Here is a 23,574-nt window from a genome sequence, read left to right on the forward strand (position 1 = left end):
ATGTCAAAAAATACTTTTGAAAATAACTTAGAAGAATTAGATAAAATTATTAAAAAGTTAGAAAGTGGAGAACTTAATCTAGATGAATCAATAAAAGAATATGAAGTAGCTATGAAACTTATAAAAGAAGCATCTAAGGTTTTGAATGAAGCAGAAGGAAAAATTTTAAAAGTAATTGAAGCAAATGGAGAAATTGATATAGAGGAGATTTAAAATGTCAAATGAATTCTATGATTATTTAAAAGAAAAAATTGAAATTTTTGAATTGGAATTAAAAAAAGAATTAGATGATTTAAGCTATCCAAGAACTATTTCAGAAGGTATGTCGTATGCAACTTTAAATGGTGGAAAGAGATTAAGACCTTTTCTTTTACTTGCAACATTAGAATTACTAAACAAAGATATAAAATTAGGAATGAAATCAGCTGTTGCATTGGAAATGATACATTCTTATTCACTTGTTCACGATGATTTGCCTGCCTTAGATAACGATGATTATAGAAGGGGAAAATTAACAACACATAAAATGTTTGGAGAAGCTGAAGGAATACTTATAGGTGATTCTTTATTGACACATGCATTTTATATTTTGTCAGAAAAGAATAAAGAGTTTTTAAGTTCGGACAAAATAGTTGATATAATTTCCAAGACAGCATTATATTCAGGTATAGATGGCATGATAGGTGGTCAAATGATTGATATTGAAAGTGAAAATAAAAATATCGATTTACAAACTTTAAAATATATACATAGTCATAAGACAGGAAAATTGATTAAATTACCAATTGAAATTGCTTGTATTATAGCTGATATAAAGGGAAATGTTGCAAGCAAATTGCAGGAATATGCTGATTTAATAGGTTTGGCATTTCAAATAAAAGATGATATTTTAGATGTTGAAGGTAGCTTTGAACAATTAGGAAAATATGTTGGTAGTGATGAGAATTTACATAAGGCCACATATCCTAGTATAATTGGAATGGAAAAAACTAAAGAGATTTTAGATACAACTGTAGAAAATGCTAAAAATATAATAATAGAAAATTTTGGATTTGAACAAGGTAAAAATTTTATTTTATTGGCAGATTTTATAAAAAATAGAAATTCTTAAAATATATCTATAAATTATAGCTAAAATTTTATTAAGATATAATTTATAAAAATAGAAGGACGTAAAAATGAATTATAGAGTAGCTCTTATACATGGATTTTTTAGAAATTATAAAGATATGGACGAACTTGAAGATAATTTAATGAATATGGGATATAATGTCGATAATTTAAATTTTCCTTTAACATTTCCAAAAATTGAAATCTCAATAGACATATTAAAAAAATATCTATTAACATTAAAAGAAGAAGGTTTGACTAAAAAAAATGAAATAGTCTTAATTGGATTTGGTTTTGGTGGTGTTCTTATAAAAGAAACATTAAAAGATAATGAATTAAAAGGAGTGGTAGATAAAATTATATTAATATCATCTCCTATAAATGATTCAACATTGCACAGAAGATTAAAGAGAGCTTTTCCTTTCATAGATTTAATTTTTAAACCATTAGCAACTTATTCAAAAATGAAAAAAGATAAAAGGAATTTTCCTAAAAATATAGAGATAGGACTTATAATAGGAAGAGAGAGTACAGGTTTCTTTGGTAAATGGTTAGGTGAATTTAATGATGGATATATCGAAATGAAAGATGTCGATATAAAGGAAGCTAAAGATAAGGTACTGATTCCAATTACACATAACGAATTGAACAAAAAAATTGGAACAGCTAGATATATTCATAATTTTATAACAAAAGGAAAATTTAAGACAGAATAATTATAAATAAAGTCTCTTGACAGTATATGAGTTCTACGGACGGAATAAACACAGCCTCTTCGAACTAATACGAACGTCAGAGACTAATTTTATTATTTAAATTTATACTTTCAGAATAAAAAATACAAAAATTAATAATTTTATCTTAAATTAAGATAGAAAAAAATATAAAAATATGCTATGATTAAAGAAAAGTTAAAAGGAAGTTTTTTATGAATAGAGAAGCTGGAGTTTTACTTGCAATAAGTTCTCTCCCTAGTCCTTACGGTATAGGTGATTTAGGAGAGGAAGCATATAGATTTGTAGATTTTTTAAAAGCTAGTGGACAAAAATTGTGGCAGATTCTTCCATTATGTCCTATTGAATATGGAAATTCACCTTATCAATCTCCATCAACTTTTGCATGGAATTTTTTGTACATTGATTTGGAAGAATTAGTTAAAGAAGGATATTTAAACTTTGAAGATATAAATGAATTGAAACAGGAGGTAGCTCCTGTCAATTATGATGTTATAAAAAGCCGTAAGGAGTTTTTATTAAAAAAAGCTTCTATGGCTTTTTTTTGCAAAAATAAAGAAATAAAAGAATTGCAAGAATTTCAAGAGAAAAATAAATTTTGGCTTGAAGATTACTCTATCTTTTTATATCTGAATAAAATATATAGAGGAAAAATTTGGAATCAATGGGATAGAAAAGATAAAGTAAGGGACACTAATAGGTTATTAGAATTAAAAATAGAAGCTAAGGAAGAATATAAATATCAAAGTTTTATTCAATATTATTTTTATAAGCAATGGAAAAAACTAAAAGAATATGCAAATGAGAATAGTATAAAAATTGTTGGGGATTTGCCTATTTATGTTGCTACTCATAGTTCTGATACTTGGAAAAATCCAGAACTTTTTATGTTTGATAAACATCTAAAAATAGAAAGTGTTGCAGGTTGTCCACCTGATTATTTTTCAAAAGATGGTCAGCTATGGGGGAATGTTCTGTATAATTGGAAAGAACATGAAAAAACACAGTATGAATGGTGGACAGCAAGAATAAAACATTGTTCTTTATTGTATGATGTTTTAAGACTTGACCATTTTAGAGGTTTTGCATCGTATTGGTCTGTAAAATATGGAGATAAAACTGCAGCTAAGGGAAAATGGAAAATAGGTCCTAGATATATCTTTTTTAAGAAAATTGAAAATAAAGTTAAAAATATAGAGTTTATAGCTGAAGATTTGGGAACACTAACTCCAGATGTATTCAAATTATTGAAACAGACTCAATATGCAAATATAAAAGTATTACAATTTGGAATGGCTGAGTGGGATAATATGTACCAACCAAAAAATTATCCAGAAAATTGTGTTGCTTACACAGGAACTCATGATAATATGACAATAGTTGAATGGTATGAAAATCTATCAAAAAATGAAAAGTTTATATGTGATGAGAGTTTAAAAGATATACTTGAAAAAAATGGAGCTAATATTTGGGAGCCAATTCAATGGAGAGCTTTAGAAGTATTGTATTCATCTAAGGCAAACAAAGTTATAATTCCTCTTCAAGATATATTAGGATTAGGAAAAGATAGTAGAATGAATACTCCATCAACTGTTGGAAAAAATTGGGAGTGGAGAGTATACAAGAATTATAGGCACCCAGATTTAGAAAATAAATTAAATTTTTTAGTTAATAAATACAATAGGAATAAAGATTAGGAGAAAAAGATGAAATTTGAAAAAGAATTATGGAAAGAAAAATTAGAAGAAAAATTGTTAGAAAAGTTTAGTGTTACATTAAAAGATGCAAGTAATTTCGAAGTATATCAAGCTTTAGGTGAAACAGTTATTAGTTTCATAGCTAGGGATTGGTATGATACTAAACAAAAATATTCACAAGAGAAACAAGTATTTTATTTATCTTCTGAATTTTTAATGGGGAGAGCTTTAGGGAACAACCTAATTAATCTTGGAATCGAAAAAGAAATTAGAGAGTTTCTAGAAGAAATTGGTATAGATTATAATAAGGTTGAAGATGAAGAAGAAGATGCAGCTTTGGGAAATGGTGGTCTTGGAAGACTAGCAGCTTGTTTTATGGATTCATTGGCAACTTTGAATTTACCGGGTCAAGGATATAGCATAAGATACAGAAATGGTATATTTAATCAATTTATGAGAGATGGGTATCAAGTTGAAAAACCTGAAACTTGGCTTAATTATGGAGATGTTTGGTCTATTGAAAGACCTGAAGATGAAGTAATTGTAACTTTTGGTAATGGTTCTGTTAAAGCATTGCCATATGATATGCCAATTATTGGTTATGATACAAAAAATATAAATACTCTTCGTTTATGGGAAGCACATTCTATAGTGGACTTAAATTTAGAAGTTTTTAATCAACAAAATTATTTATATGCAACTCAAGATAAGACTTTAGCAGAAGATATATCAAGAGTCTTATATCCAAATGATTCTACGGATGAGGGTAAAAAATTAAGATTAAAGCAACAATATTTCTTTGTTTCAGCTTCGTTACAAGATATAGTTAAAAAATTTAAGAAAGTACATGGAAGAGAATTTGAAAAATTTTCAGATTATGTTGCAATCCAATTAAATGATACTCACCCTGTTATAGGAATACCTGAACTTATGAGAATACTTGTTGATATTGAATCTATAAAATGGGAAGATGCTTGGGAAATTGTTAAAAAAACTTTCTCTTATACGAATCATACAATACTTGCAGAAGCAATGGAAAAATGGTGGGTTGGACTATATCAAGAAGTTGTACCTAGAATTTTCCAAATAACTGAAGGAATACATAATCAACTTAGAGCAGAACTTGCCAATTTATACCCTAATGATATTGCAAAGCAAGAAAGAATGTCTATTATAAACGGAAATATGATACATATGGCTTGGCTTGCTATTTATGGAAGTCATAAAATAAATGGAGTTGCAGAATTACATACAGAAATTTTAAAAAATCGTGAGTTAAAAGATTGGTATGAATTATATCCAGAAAAATTTTTAAATAAAACTAATGGAATAACTCCTAGAAGATGGTTATTAAAATCTAATCCTCAACTTTCTAATTTAATAACAGATTTAATTGGAAATAAATGGATAACTGACCTATCAGAATTAAAAAAAATAGAGAAATATATTGATAATGAGGAAGTATTAAATAAGATTTTGGATATAAAAACTGAAAAGAAAAAAGAACTTGTTGATTATCTAAGAGAAGTCCAAGGTGTAGAAGTTAATCCAAATTCTATATTTGATGTACAAGTAAAAAGATTACATGAATACAAAAGACAATTATTGAATATATTCCAAGTATATGACCTATATAATCAATTAAAACAAAATCCAAATATGGACTTTACTCCGGTTACTTATATATTTGGAGCTAAAGCAGCACCAGGATATAGAATTGCAAAAGGAATAATTCGTTTAATAAATGATGTTGCTCAAGTAATAAATTCAGATGCAGATGTAAAAGATAAATTAAAGGTTGTATTCATAGAAAATTATAGAGTTACAGTTGCAGAAAAAATATTTCCTGCAGCTGATATATCAGAACAAATTTCAACAGCAGGTAAGGAAGCATCTGGAACAGGAAATATGAAGTTTATGCTAAATGGAGCATTAACAATAGGGACTCTAGATGGTGCAAATGTTGAGATAGCTAAAGAAGCCGGAGAAGAAAATGAATATATTTTTGGTATGAAAGTAGAGGATATAGATGCATTAAAACATAAAGGTTATGATCCTAGATATCCATACAATAATACTACTGGTCTTAAAAAAGTTGTAGATGCACTAATAGATGGAAGTTTAAGTGATTTAGGTAGTGGAATTTATAGAGAAATTTATTCTTCACTTATGGAATATGGAGATCAATATTTTGTTTTAGAAGATTTTGAAAATTATAGAAAAACTCAAAGAGATATTAATAGAGATTACAAAGATAGAATTACTTGGGCAAAAAAGATGCTAATAAATATTGCTAATGCTGGTAAATTTTCATCTGATAGAACAATATTAGAATATGCCAATGAAATTTGGGGAATCAAGGAAAGTAAAATATAAGTATTCACAATAAAATATAAGAGGTGACAATATGAATGCAAGTTTTGAACAATATTTATTTCATCGTGGAGAATTAACGGAAACATATAAATATCTAGGGGCTCATCCTAGTAGAACTTCTACAATATTTCGTGTTTGGGCACCAAATGCAAAATCAGCAGCTATTGTTGGAGATTTTAATAATTGGATACCAAGAGATATTGATTTTTGTAAGAGAATAACAGAAGCTGGAGTTTGGGAAGTTGAAATTTTAAAATTAAAAAAGGGAAATATCTATAAATTTAGAATAGAGAAAGAAAATGGAGAAATGGTTTTAAAATCTGATCCCTATGCCTTTTATTCTGAAATTAGACCAAATACAGCTTCCATAGTATATGGTCTTCCTAAATTTCGTTGGGGAGATAAAAGATGGCTTAATAAAAGAAAATTAGATTTTACAGCTCCTATAAATATATATGAAGTACACTTAGGATCATGGCTTTTAAAAGATGACGGTACTTTTTATAATTATAGAGAACTGGCTGAAAAATTAGTTGAATATCTAAATGAAATGAATTATACACATATTGAAATTATGCCTATAACAGAATATCCTTTTGATGCTTCTTGGGGCTATCAAGGGACAGGATATTTTTCAGCTACAAGCAGATATGGAAGTCCTGAAGATTTTATGTATTTTATAAATTATTTGCATCAACATAAAATTGGAGTCATTCTTGATTTAGTCCCAGGGCATTTTTGTAAAGATGCTCATGGCTTATATAGGTTTGATGGCTCAGCTTGTTATGAGTTTGAAAATGCTGAATTAGGTGAAAATGAATGGGGAACAGCTAATTTTAATATTAGTAGAAATGAAGTAAAATCATTTTTACTTTCAGCTTTTAATTTTTGGTTAACAGAATTTCATATAGATGGAATTAGAATGGATGCTATATCCAATATGTTGTATTTCAAAGATAACAGTGAAAATCTTTTATCAATAGAGTTTTTGAAATATTTAAATCAAACTTTACATCAAAAATTTCATGATATTATGTTAATTGCAGAAGATTCATCGGCTTATCCACTTGTAACAAAATATCCGAGTGATAATGGACTAGGTTTTGATTTTAAATGGAATATGGGCTGGATGAATGATACTTTAAAATATATGAGTATAGATCCATTTTTTAGAAAAGATCATCATGGAAAACTAACTTTTTCATTTATGTATGCTTTTTCTGAAAACTTTTTACTTCCTCTTTCACATGATGAGGTTGTACATGGTAAAAATTCTATATTAAATAAAATGCCTGGATATTATGAAGATAAGTTGTCTCATGTTAAAAATTTATATTCATATCAAATGGCTCACCCTGGGAAAAAATTGAATTTTATGGGGAATGAATTTTCTCAAGGTTTGGAATGGAGATACTATGAAGAACTTGAATGGAAGCTATTAAATGAAAACCAAGGAAGTAAAGATATTCAAGAATATACTAAAGCTTTAAATAAAATGTATTTAGAGGAGAAAGCTTTATGGTATGATGGTCAAGATGGTTTTGAATGGATAGAGCATGAGAATATACAAGAAAATATGATAGTATTTTTAAGAAAAATTCCGGATATGAGTGAATTTATAATTGCAGTATTCAACTTTTCTGGAAAGGAGCAAAAAAAATATAAAATAGGAGTTCCTTTTAATGGAGAGTATGAAATTATTTTAAATAGTAATGATAAAAAATTTGGTGGAGATTCAAAAAATAAAAAGAAAAACTTTAAAACTATAAATGAAGAATGGAATTATCGTAAATATCATATAGAAATTGATGTTTCAAAAAATTCTTCTTTGTTCATCAAAATTAAAAATGAAAATTAGTCTCTGACGTCCGTATTAGTTTGAAGAGCCTGTGTTCATTGAGCTCGTAGAACTCATATGGCTGTCAAGAGATTTTATTTATTAAAGTATGAAAAAGAATAAAGTTAGAGAAAAAAAAGATAAAATTAGTTTCTTGAGAGACTACTTTCAATATTTAATTTAAAACTTTTAAAATATACAGATTTAAGGAGGCTCAACTATGAAGAAAAAGATTATTGCTATGATTTTAGCTGGTGGACAAGGTAGTAGACTGAAAGAATTAACAGAAGATACTGCAAAACCAGCAGTATTATTTGGGGGAAAATATAGAATCATCGATTTTACTTTAACTAATTGCTCTTATTCAGGAATTGATACAGTAGGAGTATTAACTCAATATGAACCTCATCTTTTAAATAAACATATAGGTAGAGGATCATCATGGGATTTAGATAGATTGAATAGTGGAGTTACTGTATTACAACCACATACTAAAAAAAATGATGAAAAAGGTTGGTATAAAGGAACAGCTAATGCTATTTATAGAAATATAAAATTTGTTGAAGAGTATGACCCAGAGTATATTTTAATTTTATCTGGTGATCATATTTATAAAATGGATTATGATAAAATGCTAGATTTTCATATTAAAAAAAATGCTGATGCTACTATTGGAGTATTTAGAGTTCCTATTGAAGAAGCACCAAGTTTTGGAATAATGAATACTAATGAAGATATGTCTATATATGAATTTGAAGAAAAACCTAAAAAACCAAAAAGTGATTTAGCTTCTATGGGTATATATATATTCAATTGGAAGTTATTAAAAGAGTATCTAATATCAGATGAAAAAGATAGTAAGTCTGATAATGACTTTGGTAAAAATATAATTCCTAATATGTTAAATGACGGTAAAAAAATGTTTGCTTACCCGTTTGAAGGATATTGGAAAGATGTAGGTACAATTCAAAGCTTCTGGGAAGCCCATATGGATTTATTAAAAGAGGATAATGAGTTAGATCTCTTTGATAAATCTTGGAGAATTAATACAAGACAAAAAGTATATGTACCATCATACTTTTCTCCCGAAGCAAAAATTAAAAATACATTGATAGACAAAGGTTGTTTTATAGATGGAGAAATCCAAAATTCTGTAATTTTTCCTGGAGTTAGGGTTGGAAAAGGTAGTAAAATTATTGATTCTATAATTATGTCTGATACTGTTATTGGAGAAAATGTTATTATAAAAAAATCTATTATTGCTAATGATGTAAATATTTTAGATAATATTGAAATTGGAAATGGAAAAAGTATTATGGTCATTGGAGAAAATAAAACTATAAATAAGGAGATGAAATAATTATGATTAAAAATTATATGAGTGTTATTTACTTAGGTGAAGATAAAAAAAATATAAGCTCATTGACAAAATCAAGACCTTTATCTTCTATTCTTATTGCAGGGTCATATCGTATTATTGACTTTGCTTTATCTAATTCCGTTAATGCAGGTATTAGGAATGTAGGATTATTTTCTGGAGAGGAAGATATTAGCTCTCTAACTGATCATATAGGTATAGGTAGTGAATGGGATTTAGCCAGAAAAAAAGATGGAATTTTTATTTTTAGACAAATGTCAGATAATAACCTTTCTATGAATAGAGATAGAATTGAAAAAAATATGGAATATTTGATGAGAAGTTCACAAGAAAATATAGTTATTTTAAGTGCTCATGTATTGTGTAACTTAGATCTTAATGATATAATCAAAAAGCATGAAGAATCTGGAAAGGAAATAACTATGGTTTATAAAAAGATTAATAAATCAAGTGATTATCCTGAACATTGTAATGCAATTAAATTAGATAAAAATAAAAGAGTTATTAGCATAGGCCAAAATATTATTTCACAAGCTAGAGGAAATATCTCATTAGAGACTTTTGTTATAAGTAAAAAATTAGCTATGAAACTTTTAATAGATAGTATAAAAAATAATAAATATGCTACTTTACCTGAATTAATAGCTAGAGATTTAGATAATTTGGAAGTAAACTCTTATGAATTTAAAGGATATTCTAAACATATAAGCTCAACAAAGGAATATTTTGAGTTTAATATGGATATTTTAAATAAAGAAATAAGAGAAGATTTATTTGGAGAAAATAACGATAGAAAAATTTTTACAAGAATGAAAGATACTCCACCAGCATTATTTAAAAAGACTGCTGAAGTAGAAAACTCTCTTGTTTCAAACGGTTGTATAATAGAAGGTAGATTAAAAAATAGTGTACTATCTCGTGGAACAATAGTAGAAAAAGGAGCAGTTTTAGAAAATTGTATAGTTCTTCAAGATTGTACTATAAAATCTAATGCTATTTTAAAAAATATCATAATAGATAAGAATAATATAATAGCTTCTGAAGAAAAATTAAATGCTTCTCCAGAACATCCACTAGTAATTGAAAAGCAAATCAGATGGGATATTAATAAATATAAAGATTTAATAGATTATATAAATAATGATTAGAAAGAAGAAATAGAATGAAAGTATTATTATTAAGTGGTTTTCTTGGTGCTGGGAAAACCACATTTATAAAAGAAATGGCAAAGCATATTAATTTAGAGTTCGTTATTTTAGAAAATGAATATGCTGACGTAGGTGTAGATAAAGATTTTTTAAATAGTAAGGAAAATTTAAAAGTTTGGGAAATGGCAGAGGGGTGTATCTGTTGTTCTATGAAAGGGGATTTTAAAAATTCTATAAAAAGAATATATCAAGAAATAGAACCAGAATATCTAATAATTGAACCGACTGGTGTTGGAATGTTAAGCTCTATTCTTGAAAACATTAAAGAAATCAAAGATATAGATATACAATTTCTAAATCCACTTACATTTATAGATGTTACTTCCTTTGAAGAATATATAGAAAGTTTTAAAAATTTTTTTATCGATAATTTGAAAAATACAGGAAAAATAATTTTAACTAAACTTCAAAATATTAATTTTAATAAAAAACAAGATATTATTAAAAAAATTTTAGAAATTAATAATAATATAGAAATTATTAGTGAAGATTATAGATATTTTTCTAAAGAATGGTATGAAGAAATATTAAATAGAGATTTCGAAAATAAAGTTATTGATAAAAATTTTTCAATAGGGACACATATTAATTTAAGAACATTTTCTAAAGAAAATCTAAATTTAAATAATATGGATAAATTAGGGAAGTTTTTAGAAGAGTTAATTGAAGGGAAATATGGAAAAGTATATAGGGCTAAAGGAATTGTGGATATAGGTGGTTATTGGGGACAATTTAATTTAGTTCATAAAAATTTTGAGATGGAAGCAATTGAAAAAGCTACAAACTCAAAGATAGTTATAATTGGAAATAACTTAGATATTAAGAAATTAGAAGATATATAAAAGGAATAAAGATGGATTTTCAAAAACTAATAAATGAAATATTAAATGAAATAAAAATAGATAAGTCTTATAGAAAAATAATATTTTCTAATACTAAGAATGCTGAGTTTGAAAAAATTATTATAAAACCAATTCAATTGAAAAATGGAGAAGCAATCCAAATTGAAAGTTTTAAAAATAATAAGGCCTTTCATAAAAATATAGATATTAAAGATAATGATATCTTACTAACTATTATAGATAAATATGTGAGTACATATTCTCAAATATTAGTTCAAAAACTAGGACTAGATTTAACTTATTTAAAGAAAAAAAATAAAAATGATTTTTCTAAAAAAGAAAATAAAAATAATTTTAAAGAAGTCAATTTAGAACATAATAAAAAGAAAAAATATATTTTAAATGAAGGCGAAAAAATAGATTTCCTTATTGAGTTAGATGTTATGACAGAAGATGGAAAAGTATTAAAAGCTAATTATAATAAATTTAGACAAATTAATAAATATCTCGAATTTATTGATGATTCCATTAAAGAAATGAAAGAAAAAAAACTTATTGAGAATAAAATTAAAATATTGGATTTTGGCTGTGGGAAATCATATTTAACTTTTGCTCTTTATTATTATCTACAAAAATACAGAGATGATTTAAGTTTTTCAATAGTTGGTCTAGATTTAAAAAAAGATGTAATTGAATTTTGTAATAAAACTGCAAAAAAATTAGGCTATGAAAATTTAGAATTTCTTAATGGAAATATAAAAGACTATGAAAATGTAGAGGAAGTTGATTTAGTTTTTTCACTTCATGCTTGCAATAATGCTACTGATTATTCACTAGAAAAAGCATTAAGTCTAAATGCTAAAGCTATACTTGCTGTCCCTTGTTGTCATCATGAATTTTTTGATAAAATTTTAAAAAACAAAAACTCTGAAATTTTTAATAATTTAAAAATTATGACTGAAAATGGAGTTGTTCTTGATAAATTTGCTACTTTAGCAACTGATAGTTTTCGTTCATTAGGATTAGAACTTTGTGGGTACAAAACTAAAATGTTAGAATTTATAGATGTTGAACATACTCCAAAAAATATTTTAATAAGAGCAATAAAATCAAACAATATAAATTATGATGAGAAATTAGAAGAGTATAATAAATTAAAAAAATTTTTAGGAATTGAACCCATGTTAGAGGAGTTAATTAAAAAATATTTTAAAAAGATTAATTAAATTATTTAAATAAATAATATTTTATAAGAAAAAATTCTTTTTTTAATTGACAAGATAATAATTATATGTTAATATAAATAAGATTAACGCATAATAAAGGTGTTCAGCAACCTTATATTAGCGAATTACATATGGAGGTGTTGATATGTACGCAGTAATTAAAACTGGAGGAAAACAGTATAAAGTTACAGAAGGTGATGTATTAAGAGTAGAAAAATTAAATGCTGAAGTTAATACAACTGTTGAATTAACAGAAGTTCTTTTAGTAGCTGGAGATAACACAGTTAAAGTGGGATCACCATTAGTTGAAGGAGCAAAAGTAGTTGTAGAAGTTTTATCACATGGAAAAGGTGCTAAAGTAATTAACTTCAAATACAAGCCTAAAAAAGCAAGTCATAGAAAAAAAGGTCACAGACAATTATTTACTGAAGTAAAAGTTACTTCAATAAATGCTTAATTATGACAAAAATTGAAATTTTTAGGAAAAATCAAAGTATAGTCGGATATAAAGCAAGTGGTCATTCTGGTTATGCTGAAGAGGGAAGTGATATAATATGTGCTTCTATCTCAACAGCTTTACAAATGGTTTTAGCAGGTATTCAAGAAAAATTAAATTTAAATCCTATTGTAAAAATAGATGATGGATTTTTAGATGTTTCTTTAAGAAATATTGAAAAATCAAAGTTTAATGAAATTGATATTTTAACTGAAACTATGTTTATATTTTTAAAAGAATTGACAAAGCAATATCCAAAATACATTAAACTTGTAGAAAAGGAGGATAAGTAAATGCAATTTTTATTAAATATACAATTATTTGCACATAAAAAAGGGCAAGGTTCTGTTAAGAACGGAAGAGACTCTAATCCTAAATATCTTGGAGTTAAAAAATACGATGGAGAAGTTGTTAAAGCTGGTAATATCATAGTTAGACAAAGAGGAACTCAATATCATGCTGGAAACAATATGGGAATCGGTAAAGATCACACTCTTTTCGCTTTAATTGATGGATATGTTAAATTTGAAAGATTAGGAAAGAACAAAAAACAAGTTTCTATCTATTCTGAAAAATAATAAAAAAAATTAAAACTTCTATATGCTGATATAGAAGTTTTTTTATTCTATAGAAAAGTATAAAATTAAATAGCAAAATTAGTCTCTGATGTCCGTATTAGTTCGAAGAGCCTGTGTTCATTGAGTTCGTAGAACTTATACGGCTATCAAGAGACTTTATTTATATGCAAAACTCTTTTTTTGTGATAGAATATCTATATAAATGAGGTGATAATGTTGGACTTAAAAGTAATTGATAATAATGAGATAGTCATAAGTCAAAGAAAAAAAAGAAATAGAGACAATAAAAAAACTGTCTTTGAAATATATAAATCTGAAAAAACTGTAAAAGACTATATGTTCTACCTTAAAGATTTTTTACATTTTATATACGATGGGGACAAAGATTTCTCATTAAATGAAGTTATCCCTCTTATGCAAGATATTACAAAAGATGATATAGATGAATATATTGTTCATTTATTCGAAGATAGGAAATTGAAAAATACTTCTGTTAATAAGATTTTATCTGCATTAAAATCATTATATAAAGAATTGGAAGCTAAAGGCTTAGAAAATCCAATTAAATATACAAAGTTATTTCCTGTTACTAGGAATATAGAAAATGTATTAAAAGTTTCTATTTCAGATATAAAAAAAATTATAGGACTTTATAAGGTTGATACAGAAAAACAATATAGAAATATTACAATATTATATACATTATTCTATACTGGAATGAGAAGCAAGGAGTTATTAACATTAAAATTTAAGCATTTTTTAAAAAGAGAAGATAACTATTTTTTTAAATTAGAAAATACAAAAAGTAAAAAAGATGTTTATAAGCCAATACATCCTGCTCTTGTTAACAAATTAGCTGATTATAAAAATTACTTAAAAAAAATTTATAACTTAGATGAAAATGAACTTGAAGAGCATTTTATTTTTTCTGTATCTGTAGAAGAAAACACTCCTATTTCATATAGAGCATTGAATTTGTTGGTTAAAGAAATGGGAAAATTAATCCAAAAGGATATAAGCCCACACAATATTAGACACGCTATTGCAACGGAGCTATCTCTAAATGGTGCTGATATTTTGGAAATAAGAGATTTTTTAGGACATTCTGATACTAAGGTTACAGAAGTATATATAAATGCTAAATCTGTTTTAGAGAAAAAGGTTCTTGATAAATTGCCAGATATAAATTTAGATGATTAAAACTTTAAAAGTAAAGATAGTCCTATATTTTTTATTACAATATAATAATTTTATTAATTATTATCAAAAAAATATTCTGTTTTATATAAAAGTCCTATATTTAATTTTCTAAATTAATATATATAATTAAACTTTATTTATAAAAATTAATAATTAAATACTTTATAAAATTACTTAATATATACTAGAATAATATATAGATGCATTTTTAAACTAAAATAATATAAATAAAAAAATAAATAAAAATATAGGACAAAAATTAGAAGAACTATAAATTTTTTTATTCTGTAGAAGAATATGGAATTAAAAATTAGAAAATGCTTAATTATTATTAATAAGATTAAAATAAATAAAATTTTGGATTCTATTTTTTTAAAAGTATGAAATTAAATAATAAAAATTAGACTCTAACGTCCGTATTAGTTCGAAGAGTCTATGTTTATTGAGCTTGCAAAACTCATACGGCTATCAAGAGACTTTATTTATGATAAAAAGTTTCGTATGATATGGAACATAAATAAGAAAAGAAAAATTATTTTAAAAGTTGATTTTGAAAACTGCATATAATAATAATTATATGCAGTTAAATATTTAAAATAAAAATTATTTTATAGAATAAAAATATAATAAAAAATATAGGTCTTTTATTAAGACTTATTTTTTTATTATATAGGAAAGTATAAATTTAATATAAAAATTAGTCTCCGACGTCCGTATTACTCTGGAGAGCATTTCGGTGAGCTCGGAAGAGTCATACGGCTGTCAGGAGACTTTATTTATACAAAAATTATAAAATTAAATAGCAAAATTAGTATCTGATCTACGTATTAGTTTGAAGTTGCTGTATACAACTATTAAAAGACTTTTTTTATTTAATATAAATTTTTAGATGCTTGTATATTTTGTTAATTTTTGATAGAATTTAAAATATATAAAATTTCTTTATTTTAATTTATAAATTAAATAAAGAAAATTAGTCTCTGACGTCTGTATTAGTTCGAAGAGCCTCTGTTTATTATCCTCATAGAACTCATACGGCTGTCAAGAGATTTTATTTGTATATATTCGATAAGAGGTTAATATGAAAATAAGTGATGATGATATAAAAACGATAGAAGTATTTAATGGCATCAATAGTAGCACAATAGAAGATATAAAAAAGAGTGCTGATATTATTCAGTTAAAAAAGAATAGAGCACTTTATTCGGATAGGCAAGTTATAGATTATGTATATTTTTTACTTTCAGGAAATATTAGTCTTATAAAGTCAAATGAAAATGGAGAAAGTAGAGTAATTTTTTTGCTTTCTTCGGGCTCTATGATTAATCAACCTTTAATGAGAAAAAATACTTCTGGTTTGGAGTGTTGGGGTTTTGAAGATTCTAAAATTATAAGAATTACTTTTGATAAATTTGATCAACTTATGTCTAAAGATTATACTTTAGCTAGAAATTGTATGTTGTTTATGGAAAGAAGAATTAGAAGGCTTTATAGACAACTTAAAAATTCTGTTACTCTCAGCATCGAAAAAAGACTTTCAGCAAAGTTATATAGACTTGCTCTTGAGCATGGTATAAAAGATAATTCCTTTGAAAATTATACTTTAATAAATTTGAATATAAGTGTTACTTATATGGCAAAGATGCTTGGTTATCAAAGAGAAACTGTTTCTAGAGCTATTAAAATATTGATGAAAAATGAAATTTTAAAAATGGAAGAAAGAAAGTTTTATGTAAATATGAAATTAGCGAATCAATTCTTTAAGAAATAACTAAAGAATTATATTGAAATTATTAAGATTTTTTATAAAAACTGTGATTTTTATTACAGTTTTTTTATTTGTAAAATGTTAAAATATTGAAACGTATGAAATTAAATTATATATATCTTATTTTCTATTAAAATGAGGAGGAAACGAAACTATATGAAATTTAAACTATCCATCGAGCAATTTGATGAGGGTCTTAAAAAACTTTCAGAAAAATACAAGATTTTTGCTCCTAAAACTTTTGAAAAAAGAGGAACATATTCAGATACAGATGTTGTAAGATATGCTCTTGTTAAAAGTTTTTCTGAAATGAACTGGGAAGATAAATCACACTTTCCAGCTAAGGAAGCATTATTGCCAGTTAATGAAGTTTTATTTTATTACACAGAAGATGAATACACAATCCCTAAGGAAGATGAAAGAGAAAATCTAGTTTTTTTAAGAGCATGTGATATGAATGCTATAAAAAGATTAGATCAAATTTATTTAAACAATGGTGCAAGTAAAGATTTTTTCTATACTAAAAATAGAAATAAAACAAAATTTATCGTTGTAGGCTGCACAAAAACTTTTAGAAATTGTTTTTGTGTAAGTATGGGTACAAACAAAAGTAGCAATTATGATGGAGCTATGAATATCAGAGAAAATGAAATTCAGTTAGAAGTTGTGAACGAATCTTTAAATGTATTTGATTATAACAGAGAAATAGACTTTGATATTGATTATGTTAGCTCAAATGAATTCAAAGTTGATTTACCAAAAGAAGTTGACTTTACATATATTTCAAATCATAAAATGTGGGATGAATATGATACTAGATGTATCGGTTGTGGTAGATGCAATTATAGCTGTCCTACTTGTACTTGCTTTTCTATGCAAGATATTAAATATAAGCAAAATAATAACATGGGAGAAAGAAGAAGAGTTTGGGCTTCTTGCCAAGTTGATGGTTACACAAATATAGCAGGTGGACACTCATTTAGACAAAAACAAGGTCAAAGAATGAGATTTAAAACTCTACATAAAATCCATGATTATAGAAAAAGATTTGGTGAAAATATGTGTGTAGGTTGTGGTAGATGTGATGATATGTGCCCTCAATATATTTCTATATCTGAGGCTTATGAAAAAGTTACAAATGCTATGAAAGAAAAAGAAAATGATGATAAATTAGTTTCTGAAGTATATGAAAAAGTTATTCAAGCAATACAAGATAAAAGAGAGGGATAAGAATGTGTAATTGTAGTAATCCATATATACCAAGTCCAGCTGAAATACTTGAAATTATAAAGCACACTGAAAATGAATGGACTTTTAGAGTTAAAGCTGATACGAGTCTAACAAAACCAGGACAATTTTACGAAATTTCTTTACCAAAATTTGGAGAAAGTCCTATATCAGTTTCTGGGATTGGAAAAGATTTTATAGACTTTACAATAAGAGCTGTAGGTAGAGTTACAAATGAAATATTTGAATATAAAATTGGGGACAAACTTTTTATTAGAGGACCATATGGTAATGGTTTTGATCTTAACGAATACAATGGAAAAGAATTGGCTATTGTTGTCGGAGGAAGTGCTTTAGCACCAGTTAGGGGAATTATACAACATGTATATAATAATTTAGATAAAGTAAAATCATTTAAATTAATAGCAGGTTTTAAATCTCCAAAAGATATATTATTTGCTAAAGATTTAGAAGAATGGTCTAAAAAATTAGATGTTATAGTTACAGTAGATGGAGCTGAAGATGATTATAAAGGTCCAAAAGGACTTGTTACAAAATATATACCAGATATAAAGTTTAATGATTTAAATAATTCATCAGCAGTGGTTGTTGGGCCACCTATGATGATGAAATTTTCTGTAGCAGAATTTTTAAAATTAAATTTATCTGAAAAAAATATTTGGGTTTCTTATGAAAGAAATATGCATTGTGGTATAGGAAAATGTGGTCATTGTAAAATGGATGCAACATATATTTGCCTTGATGGTCCTGTTTTTAATTATGAATTTGCAAAAAATTTAGTTGATTAGGAGGAAATATGATAAGAGATCTAAATACAAAAAAAGTTATGAAAAATGCTTTTAGAATAACTAAAACTAAATATAAAACAGCTCTTAGAGTTAGAGTTCCTGGAGGACTAATTAATCCTGAATGTCTAATGATAGTTTCTGAAATCTCTTCTAAATATGGAGATGGTCAAATTCATATGACAACAAGACAGGGATTTGAAATTCTAGGGATAGATATGGAGAATATGCCTGAAGTCAATAAAATGGCACAGCCTCTTATTGAAAAATTAGGCATTAATCAATCTGAAAAAGGTACTGGATATGGAGCAGCAGGAACAAGAAATATCTCTGCTTGTATAGGGAATAAAGTTTGTCCTAAAGCTCAGTATAATACTACAGAATTTGCAAGAAGAATTGAGAAAGTGGTTTTCCCACATGATTTACATTTTAAAATTGCTTTAACTGGGTGCCCTAACGATTGTATTAAAGCTAGAATGCATGACTTTGGAATTATAGGAACTTGTCTTCCAGAATACGAAATGGATAGATGTGTTACTTGTGGTGCATGTGTAAAAAAATGTAAAAAGTTATCTGTTAATGCTTTAAAAATTGAAAACAATAAAATTGTTAGAGATGAGAATAAATGTATTGGTTGTGGTGAATGTGTTATTAACTGCCCTATGTCTGCTTGGACAAGAAGCCCTAAAAAATATTATAAATTAATGATAATGGGTAGAACTGGTAAGAAAAATCCAAGACTGGCTGAAGACTGGTTAAGATGGGTAGATGAAGATAGTATTGTAAAAATCATTGAAAATACATATAAATATGTAACAGAATACATATCAAAAGATGCTCCTAATGGAAAAGAACATATTGGATACATTGTAGATAGAACTGGATTCGAAGAATTTAGAAAATGGGCTTTACAAGATGTAAAATTACCTGCTGAAGCAGTTGAATTAAAAAATATTTATTGGTCAGGTCCTAAATACGACTGGTAATTATAAATAAATAGTCCTTGATTCTCCTTTAAAAGGTTATCAAGGACTTTATTTTTATTAGATAGTTACTAATTTTTGACCAATTTTTCTTAATTGTTCTAATTCTTCATCACTAGGAGCTTCATTAGCTAAAACTGGCATATCAACTATATTAGCACCAAAACCTTCTAATTGAGCTTTCCAGTTGTCAGCGTATTCTCCGCCTCCCCAACCATAAGAACCAAATATATAAACTTTTTTACCATTGAATTTTGCTCCATCTTCTTCCATAAAAGGAACTAAGTAGTTTTCTTCAATAGTTTCTGCTCCTGTTGCAGATGAACCCATAACTATAACATCACTAGCAAAGATATCATCTTTATTCATTTCATCTACTTTGTAAACATTAACAGTTCCTCCTGCTGCTTTTATTCCTTCTTCAATAGCTTGTGCCATAGAGTAAGTATTTCCAGTTGAACTGTAATACACTAAACTTATTTTGTTCATATTTTCATATCCTCCTAAATTAAAATAATTATAAATAAAGTCTCTTGACAGCCGTATCAGTTTACGAGCTCAATAAACACAGGCTCTTCGAACTAATACAGACGTCAGAGACTAATTTTGCTATTTAATTTTATAATTTCTTATAGAAAAAATAAATTCTTTACTTATTAACTCATATATTTATTATACACTATTTTTTTAAATTTTAAAAGCTTAATTTTAATTTCTTTTATTATTGTTTTTCTGCTCTAGATTTACTAATATACTCAGGCTCTAAAGTATAAATATTATCTTCTTTTCTAGTTAATGATAATTCACATAAAATAGAAGCTCTAGGAAATGAATTATACCTAGAGAAAATAATTGCTCTCTCACCTAAGTTATTTTTTAAGATGTCAGTGTAATTAATTGCCCCATCTCCAACAAAAATATATTTTTTATTTGAATCCAATTCTTTTAATAAATCAATCAAATACCCATCAGCACACATATTATCATGCTTATAGTATACCCTTTCTTTTCTAGCATCAATCAATGGAATTACTTCCGTACAAGTATTATCTTCAGCAATAGCTTCTAAAATATCTAATTCATTAATTCCTACAAGCGGTTTATTTAAAGCCATAGCTAGTCCTTTGGCAATACCTAATGCAATTCTAACTCCAGTAAATGAACCTGGTCCTATAGCAACAGCAATTTTATCAATACTATTTATATTTAGTGAAGAAATCTTAAAAAGATTATCTATTATAGGCATAACAATATTAGAGTGATTTTTTTCAACACTTAAACTAGTTTCTGCTATCATTCCTTTTTTATCATCAAATATAGAACAAGTACAAATTTTTGTAGATGTATCAATTCCCAAAACCAACATAGTTTAAAAGTTCCTCCTCTTTTTTAGAATTTCCAATATATTTTATATTAACTTTTCTTTCATCATCTTTAGTAGAGTAAGAAAAATCAATTCTTATATACTCTTTTGGTAAGTCATCTAAAATAATATCAGCCCATTCTATCAATGCTACTCCACCATTATTAATGTAGTCTTCATAACCAATTTCATAAATCTCTTCCGAATTACAAAGTCTATACACATCAAAATGGTAAAGAGGTAATCTACCAGTTAAATATTCAAGAACATAATTAAATGTAGGGCTTTTTAAATTTTCTTTAACTCCAAATTCTTTAGCAAATGTTTTTGTAAAGGTAGTTTTTCCAGTTCCTAAATCTCCAATAAGAGCAATAACTGTATTTTCACTAGCATAGTTAGCAATCTTTTTTGCTAATGTATCTATCTCTGAAAAATTTAAAATCTTTTCCATGATTTCCTCCCTTATTTTTGATTAATCTTATTTATAATATTGGTAGTAGATTTACCTTCAACAAAATTTAAAATTACAACCTCTCCACCATAGCTTTCAACAATTTTAGTTTCCGGCAAATCATCTTTTTGATAATCTCCACCTTTAACATGTACTGAAGGCTTAAGGAAAGCTATTAAATCTTCAGGTGTATTTTCTTCAAAGATAACAGTATAATCAACAGATTTTAAACCATTTAAAACAAAAGTTCTATCTAGTTGAGAATTTACTGGTCTTGTTTCTCCTTTTAATTTTTTAACAGAAGTGTCAGAGTTTACCCCAACAACAAGTATATCCCCTAATTTTTTTGCTTCCTCTAGGTAAGTAACATGTCCTGAATGAAGTATATCAAAGCAACCATTAGTAAAGACAACTTTTTTATTTTGAGCTTTGGCATTTTCTATAATTTCTCTTGCAAGATTTTTATCTATATTCATACTTACAAACGTTTCCTTTCTCTTTTAAAATCTCAATAAATTCAAAAATAATTTCTGCAGTAATTCCCCAAATAGCCTCATTTTCATACATATAAATATATATTTTTCTATCTGGTAACTTCCAATTATTTATATACTTTTTCGTAAAATTATATTTTTTTACATCAAATCTAGCCTTATTCCAAATTTCAATATTTTCAATTATAGGTTTATTATTAATAAAAAATTCTATTGGAACTGCTAAAAGTTTTTGAACTTCATTTTTATTATAATCTATATCTTCTATATTAGTAATATTAAGTTGACAGATATAACATTCAATGAATGCTCCTATTCCAGCAAACATAATTCCAAACTTTTCAATATTGCTAATTTGCTTTCTTTTAATTCTTAATTCTTCAATAGTTTCTCTAATAGCTGTTTGATGAAATGTCTTATCCAACAAATCTTTTTTGCCTCCTGGAAAAGATATTTCTCCACCTTGTCGTATATTTTCAGCTCTTTTTTCTAATATAAAGCAATCTTTACCATTTATTTTTGCAATGCAAATCATAATAGCACTTTCAAAAAATTTACTTTTTGATATTATTCTTTCATTTGACATAAATACTCCAAAGTTTATTTTAATATATTTCCTATTATAGCACAGAGATTAAAATAAAAAAAGTCCTTTAACAGCCGTATGAGTTCTACCCAATACGAATGTTAGGACTAATTTTTACTAAAGATTATTCTACATCACTGATGATAACTTCTTCAGTTGCATCTTCAGTTGCTGATTTTTCAGCTATTAAATCTTCGATATGTTCTTTCATTTCTGTAAGAGCTTCTATATCCATACTTTCAAAATTTGAAGAAGCAGAAGATTTTATATTAATCCCTTGACTTCTTAAAAAATCATCTATTTTAGCTTGATTTTTTTTGTAAAGATAAATTCCAAGTGCTGTAACTCCAACACCAACTGCTACTCCTACTAAATGATCTTTTGTAATTCCGTTTGTTCCAAACATATTAAAACCTCCTATTTAATTTTAAATTTATTATAATATTTTTGAGAAAATTTAATTTTTACTCAAAGTAATATATTTTTCATTTGATTGATATAAATGACTATTTCTTCTAAAAAAAGTTTGATGTATAAAATCAGATAAGTTCTCTACTGAATAATCATCTAATATAGTTGCTGTATATTGATGACCCTTATGTGTCTTTGTTCTAAATACTTTTACTATTTTAGATATATTATGAGATACAGTTAAATGTCTTCCAAAAGTAGTAAGCCACATAATTAATACAGAACTTAATTTTTGCTCAGTGAAGAATGATTTCAATAAATAAAGAGCTGGAAGCACTTCTATATCAAACATACCTCTTCTTTTAACTTCTCCATATGCATGTTCAAAAACAGATCCAACAGTTAATCCCATAGAAAACATATTCATAGAATTTTGAAGTTTTTCATCATTTTTATTAAAAATCATATTTATAGATGAAACTATTATTGAACCTAAAGCATACATAGAAAGTGGTGAAATTGATTTATACTCATGTTCTTCCACTATTTTTACAGGCATTAGTCCATTTTCTATTGAAAAACTTATAGCTGTTCTATAAATAATTTCTTGTAGAAATATTTCAGATGGCTCAAATCTTAATATAATAGTTTTTAAAACTTTATTGTATCTTAATTCTAAAAATTGTAAATTGTTTTTCATATTAGAGTAAAAATTTCTTATGTCTTTTATTGGAGCTGATAACTTTAATCTAACTCTATTAGGTAGCCTATGGACTACAGTTATCGATAATTTTTTCATTTTC

Annotated in this window: 25 protein-coding genes; 18 read left to right on the plus strand and 7 right to left on the minus strand. The window is 26.3% G+C overall.

Going from position 1 to position 23,574, the window contains the following annotated elements; all coding sequences use genetic code 11:
* From xseB to asrC, 18 genes are all read left to right on the plus strand, one after another.
* Positions 1-213 (plus strand): exodeoxyribonuclease VII small subunit, encoded by a 213-nt coding sequence (gene xseB / locus BQ2505_RS05970; protein ID WP_074016861.1) that lies wholly within the window; start codon positions 1-3, stop codon positions 211-213.
* A 1-nt stretch (position 214) separates the two neighbouring features.
* Complete coding sequence (locus BQ2505_RS05975) at positions 215-1,111, plus strand: polyprenyl synthetase family protein (RefSeq protein WP_074016862.1); 897 nt, start codon at positions 215-217, stop codon at positions 1,109-1,111.
* A gap of 67 nt (positions 1,112-1,178) precedes the next feature.
* Positions 1,179-1,826, plus strand: coding sequence for an esterase/lipase family protein (locus BQ2505_RS05980; RefSeq protein ID WP_074016863.1), 648 nt, complete (start codon positions 1,179-1,181; stop codon positions 1,824-1,826).
* A 212-nt stretch (positions 1,827-2,038) separates the two neighbouring features.
* On the plus strand, positions 2,039-3,541 hold the full coding sequence (gene malQ, locus BQ2505_RS05985) for a 4-alpha-glucanotransferase (protein WP_074016864.1): 1,503 nt from the start codon (positions 2,039-2,041) through the stop codon (positions 3,539-3,541).
* A 9-nt stretch (positions 3,542-3,550) separates the two neighbouring features.
* Positions 3,551-5,917, plus strand: coding sequence for a glycogen/starch/alpha-glucan phosphorylase (locus BQ2505_RS05990; RefSeq protein WP_074016865.1), 2,367 nt, complete (start codon positions 3,551-3,553; stop codon positions 5,915-5,917).
* A gap of 31 nt (positions 5,918-5,948) precedes the next feature.
* The gene (gene glgB, locus BQ2505_RS05995; protein ID WP_074016866.1) at positions 5,949-7,775 is read left to right on the plus strand and encodes a 1,4-alpha-glucan branching protein GlgB; all 1,827 of its coding nucleotides are present in this window, start codon (positions 5,949-5,951) and stop codon (positions 7,773-7,775) included.
* 199 nt (positions 7,776-7,974) lie between these two features.
* Positions 7,975-9,114 (plus strand): glucose-1-phosphate adenylyltransferase, encoded by a 1,140-nt coding sequence (locus tag BQ2505_RS06000; protein WP_074016867.1) that lies wholly within the window; start codon positions 7,975-7,977, stop codon positions 9,112-9,114.
* Between the two features lie 2 nt (positions 9,115-9,116).
* Positions 9,117-10,280: a glucose-1-phosphate adenylyltransferase subunit GlgD gene (gene glgD, locus BQ2505_RS06005; RefSeq protein ID WP_074016868.1), complete on the plus strand. Its 1,164-nt coding sequence runs from the start codon at positions 9,117-9,119 to the stop codon at positions 10,278-10,280.
* A 14-nt stretch (positions 10,281-10,294) separates the two neighbouring features.
* Positions 10,295-11,182, plus strand: a complete 888-nt coding sequence (locus BQ2505_RS06010) for a CobW family GTP-binding protein (protein WP_074016869.1) — start codon at positions 10,295-10,297, stop codon at positions 11,180-11,182.
* 11 nt (positions 11,183-11,193) lie between these two features.
* The gene (locus BQ2505_RS06015; protein WP_074016870.1) at positions 11,194-12,408 is read left to right on the plus strand and encodes a class I SAM-dependent methyltransferase; all 1,215 of its coding nucleotides are present in this window, start codon (positions 11,194-11,196) and stop codon (positions 12,406-12,408) included.
* 145 nt (positions 12,409-12,553) lie between these two features.
* Positions 12,554-12,865, plus strand: coding sequence for a 50S ribosomal protein L21 (rplU, locus tag BQ2505_RS06020; protein WP_074016871.1), 312 nt, complete (start codon positions 12,554-12,556; stop codon positions 12,863-12,865).
* A gap of 2 nt (positions 12,866-12,867) precedes the next feature.
* Positions 12,868-13,197 carry a ribosomal-processing cysteine protease Prp gene (locus BQ2505_RS06025; protein ID WP_074016872.1) on the plus strand — a complete coding sequence of 110 codons (330 nt, stop codon included), beginning with the start codon at positions 12,868-12,870 and terminating at the stop codon, positions 13,195-13,197.
* Positions 13,198-13,482: a 50S ribosomal protein L27 gene (gene rpmA / locus BQ2505_RS06030; protein WP_074016873.1), complete on the plus strand. Its 285-nt coding sequence runs from the start codon at positions 13,198-13,200 to the stop codon at positions 13,480-13,482. It abuts the gene before it with no gap.
* 216 nt (positions 13,483-13,698) lie between these two features.
* On the plus strand, positions 13,699-14,682 hold the full coding sequence (locus BQ2505_RS06035; RefSeq protein WP_074017337.1) for a tyrosine-type recombinase/integrase: 984 nt from the start codon (positions 13,699-13,701) through the stop codon (positions 14,680-14,682).
* A gap of 1,081 nt (positions 14,683-15,763) precedes the next feature.
* Positions 15,764-16,453: a Crp/Fnr family transcriptional regulator gene (locus BQ2505_RS06040; protein ID WP_074016874.1), complete on the plus strand. Its 690-nt coding sequence runs from the start codon at positions 15,764-15,766 to the stop codon at positions 16,451-16,453.
* 153 nt (positions 16,454-16,606) lie between these two features.
* Positions 16,607-17,680, plus strand: coding sequence for an anaerobic sulfite reductase subunit AsrA (gene asrA, locus BQ2505_RS06045; RefSeq protein ID WP_074016875.1), 1,074 nt, complete (start codon positions 16,607-16,609; stop codon positions 17,678-17,680).
* Between the two features lie 2 nt (positions 17,681-17,682).
* Positions 17,683-18,486 carry an anaerobic sulfite reductase subunit AsrB gene (gene asrB / locus BQ2505_RS06050; protein ID WP_074016876.1) on the plus strand — a complete coding sequence of 268 codons (804 nt, stop codon included), beginning with the start codon at positions 17,683-17,685 and terminating at the stop codon, positions 18,484-18,486.
* An 8-nt stretch (positions 18,487-18,494) separates the two neighbouring features.
* Positions 18,495-19,469: a sulfite reductase subunit C gene (gene asrC, locus BQ2505_RS06055; protein WP_074016877.1), complete on the plus strand. Its 975-nt coding sequence runs from the start codon at positions 18,495-18,497 to the stop codon at positions 19,467-19,469.
* 57 nt (positions 19,470-19,526) lie between these two features.
* Here asrC and BQ2505_RS06060 read toward each other — a convergent pair whose 3' ends face one another.
* The 7 genes from BQ2505_RS06060 to BQ2505_RS06090 form a co-directional block, all read right to left on the minus strand.
* Positions 19,527-19,955: a flavodoxin gene (locus BQ2505_RS06060; RefSeq protein ID WP_074016878.1), complete on the minus strand. Its 429-nt coding sequence runs from the start codon at positions 19,953-19,955 to the stop codon at positions 19,527-19,529.
* A 232-nt stretch (positions 19,956-20,187) separates the two neighbouring features.
* Entirely contained in the window at positions 20,188-20,832 is a 645-nt protein-coding gene (tsaB, locus tag BQ2505_RS06065; RefSeq protein WP_074016879.1) for a tRNA (adenosine(37)-N6)-threonylcarbamoyltransferase complex dimerization subunit type 1 TsaB, read from the minus strand.
* The gene (gene tsaE / locus BQ2505_RS06070; RefSeq protein ID WP_074016880.1) at positions 20,813-21,280 is read right to left on the minus strand and encodes a tRNA (adenosine(37)-N6)-threonylcarbamoyltransferase complex ATPase subunit type 1 TsaE; all 468 of its coding nucleotides are present in this window, start codon (positions 21,278-21,280) and stop codon (positions 20,813-20,815) included. Before tsaE ends, tsaB begins: the two co-directional genes overlap by 20 nt.
* Before the next feature lie 11 nt (positions 21,281-21,291).
* Entirely contained in the window at positions 21,292-21,756 is a 465-nt protein-coding gene (rfaE2, locus tag BQ2505_RS06075) for a D-glycero-beta-D-manno-heptose 1-phosphate adenylyltransferase (RefSeq protein ID WP_074016881.1), read from the minus strand.
* On the minus strand, positions 21,743-22,360 hold the full coding sequence (locus BQ2505_RS06080; RefSeq protein ID WP_074016882.1) for an NUDIX hydrolase: 618 nt from the start codon (positions 22,358-22,360) through the stop codon (positions 21,743-21,745). The genes rfaE2 and BQ2505_RS06080 overlap by 14 nt, the downstream gene beginning before the upstream one ends.
* A gap of 124 nt (positions 22,361-22,484) precedes the next feature.
* Positions 22,485-22,766, minus strand: a complete 282-nt coding sequence (locus BQ2505_RS06085) for a hypothetical protein (protein ID WP_074016883.1) — start codon at positions 22,764-22,766, stop codon at positions 22,485-22,487.
* A 51-nt stretch (positions 22,767-22,817) separates the two neighbouring features.
* Positions 22,818-23,570 (minus strand): hypothetical protein, encoded by a 753-nt coding sequence (locus tag BQ2505_RS06090; protein ID WP_074016884.1) that lies wholly within the window; start codon positions 23,568-23,570, stop codon positions 22,818-22,820.
* Positions 23,571-23,574 lie beyond the last annotated feature (4 nt).

The sequence above is a fragment of the Fusobacterium massiliense genome (assembly GCF_900095705.1).
GTDB lineage: Bacteria > Fusobacteriota > Fusobacteriia > Fusobacteriales > Fusobacteriaceae > Fusobacterium > Fusobacterium massiliense.

Bases quoted from the DNA above. Each gene is read 5' to 3' on its own strand.
- xseB (WP_074016861.1), top strand. From the start codon at position 1: ATGTCAAAAAATACTTTTGAAAATAACTTAGAAGAATTAGATAAAATT.
- BQ2505_RS05975 (WP_074016862.1), top strand. From the start codon at position 215: ATGTCAAATGAATTCTATGATTATTTAAAAGAAAAAATTGAAATTTTT.
- BQ2505_RS05980 (WP_074016863.1), top strand. From the start codon at position 1,179: ATGAATTATAGAGTAGCTCTTATACATGGATTTTTTAGAAATTATAAA.
- malQ (WP_074016864.1), top strand. From the start codon at position 2,039: ATGAATAGAGAAGCTGGAGTTTTACTTGCAATAAGTTCTCTCCCTAGT.
- BQ2505_RS05990 (WP_074016865.1), top strand. From the start codon at position 3,551: ATGAAATTTGAAAAAGAATTATGGAAAGAAAAATTAGAAGAAAAATTG.
- glgB (WP_074016866.1), top strand. From the start codon at position 5,949: ATGAATGCAAGTTTTGAACAATATTTATTTCATCGTGGAGAATTAACG.
- BQ2505_RS06000 (WP_074016867.1), top strand. From the start codon at position 7,975: ATGAAGAAAAAGATTATTGCTATGATTTTAGCTGGTGGACAAGGTAGT.
- glgD (WP_074016868.1), top strand. From the start codon at position 9,117: ATGATTAAAAATTATATGAGTGTTATTTACTTAGGTGAAGATAAAAAA.
- BQ2505_RS06010 (WP_074016869.1), top strand. From the start codon at position 10,295: ATGAAAGTATTATTATTAAGTGGTTTTCTTGGTGCTGGGAAAACCACA.
- BQ2505_RS06015 (WP_074016870.1), top strand. From the start codon at position 11,194: ATGGATTTTCAAAAACTAATAAATGAAATATTAAATGAAATAAAAATA.
- rplU (WP_074016871.1), top strand. From the start codon at position 12,554: ATGTACGCAGTAATTAAAACTGGAGGAAAACAGTATAAAGTTACAGAA.
- BQ2505_RS06025 (WP_074016872.1), top strand. From the start codon at position 12,868: ATGACAAAAATTGAAATTTTTAGGAAAAATCAAAGTATAGTCGGATAT.
- rpmA (WP_074016873.1), top strand. From the start codon at position 13,198: ATGCAATTTTTATTAAATATACAATTATTTGCACATAAAAAAGGGCAA.
- BQ2505_RS06040 (WP_074016874.1), top strand. From the start codon at position 15,764: ATGAAAATAAGTGATGATGATATAAAAACGATAGAAGTATTTAATGGC.
- asrA (WP_074016875.1), top strand. From the start codon at position 16,607: ATGAAATTTAAACTATCCATCGAGCAATTTGATGAGGGTCTTAAAAAA.
- asrB (WP_074016876.1), top strand. From the start codon at position 17,683: ATGTGTAATTGTAGTAATCCATATATACCAAGTCCAGCTGAAATACTT.
- asrC (WP_074016877.1), top strand. From the start codon at position 18,495: ATGATAAGAGATCTAAATACAAAAAAAGTTATGAAAAATGCTTTTAGA.
- BQ2505_RS06060 (WP_074016878.1), bottom strand. From the start codon at position 19,955: ATGAACAAAATAAGTTTAGTGTATTACAGTTCAACTGGAAATACTTAC.
- tsaB (WP_074016879.1), bottom strand. From the start codon at position 20,832: ATGTTGGTTTTGGGAATTGATACATCTACAAAAATTTGTACTTGTTCT.
- tsaE (WP_074016880.1), bottom strand. From the start codon at position 21,280: ATGGAAAAGATTTTAAATTTTTCAGAGATAGATACATTAGCAAAAAAG.
- rfaE2 (WP_074016881.1), bottom strand. From the start codon at position 21,756: ATGAATATAGATAAAAATCTTGCAAGAGAAATTATAGAAAATGCCAAA.
- BQ2505_RS06080 (WP_074016882.1), bottom strand. From the start codon at position 22,360: ATGTCAAATGAAAGAATAATATCAAAAAGTAAATTTTTTGAAAGTGCT.
- BQ2505_RS06085 (WP_074016883.1), bottom strand. From the start codon at position 22,766: ATGTTTGGAACAAACGGAATTACAAAAGATCATTTAGTAGGAGTAGCA.
- BQ2505_RS06090 (WP_074016884.1), bottom strand. From the start codon at position 23,570: ATGAAAAAATTATCGATAACTGTAGTCCATAGGCTACCTAATAGAGTT.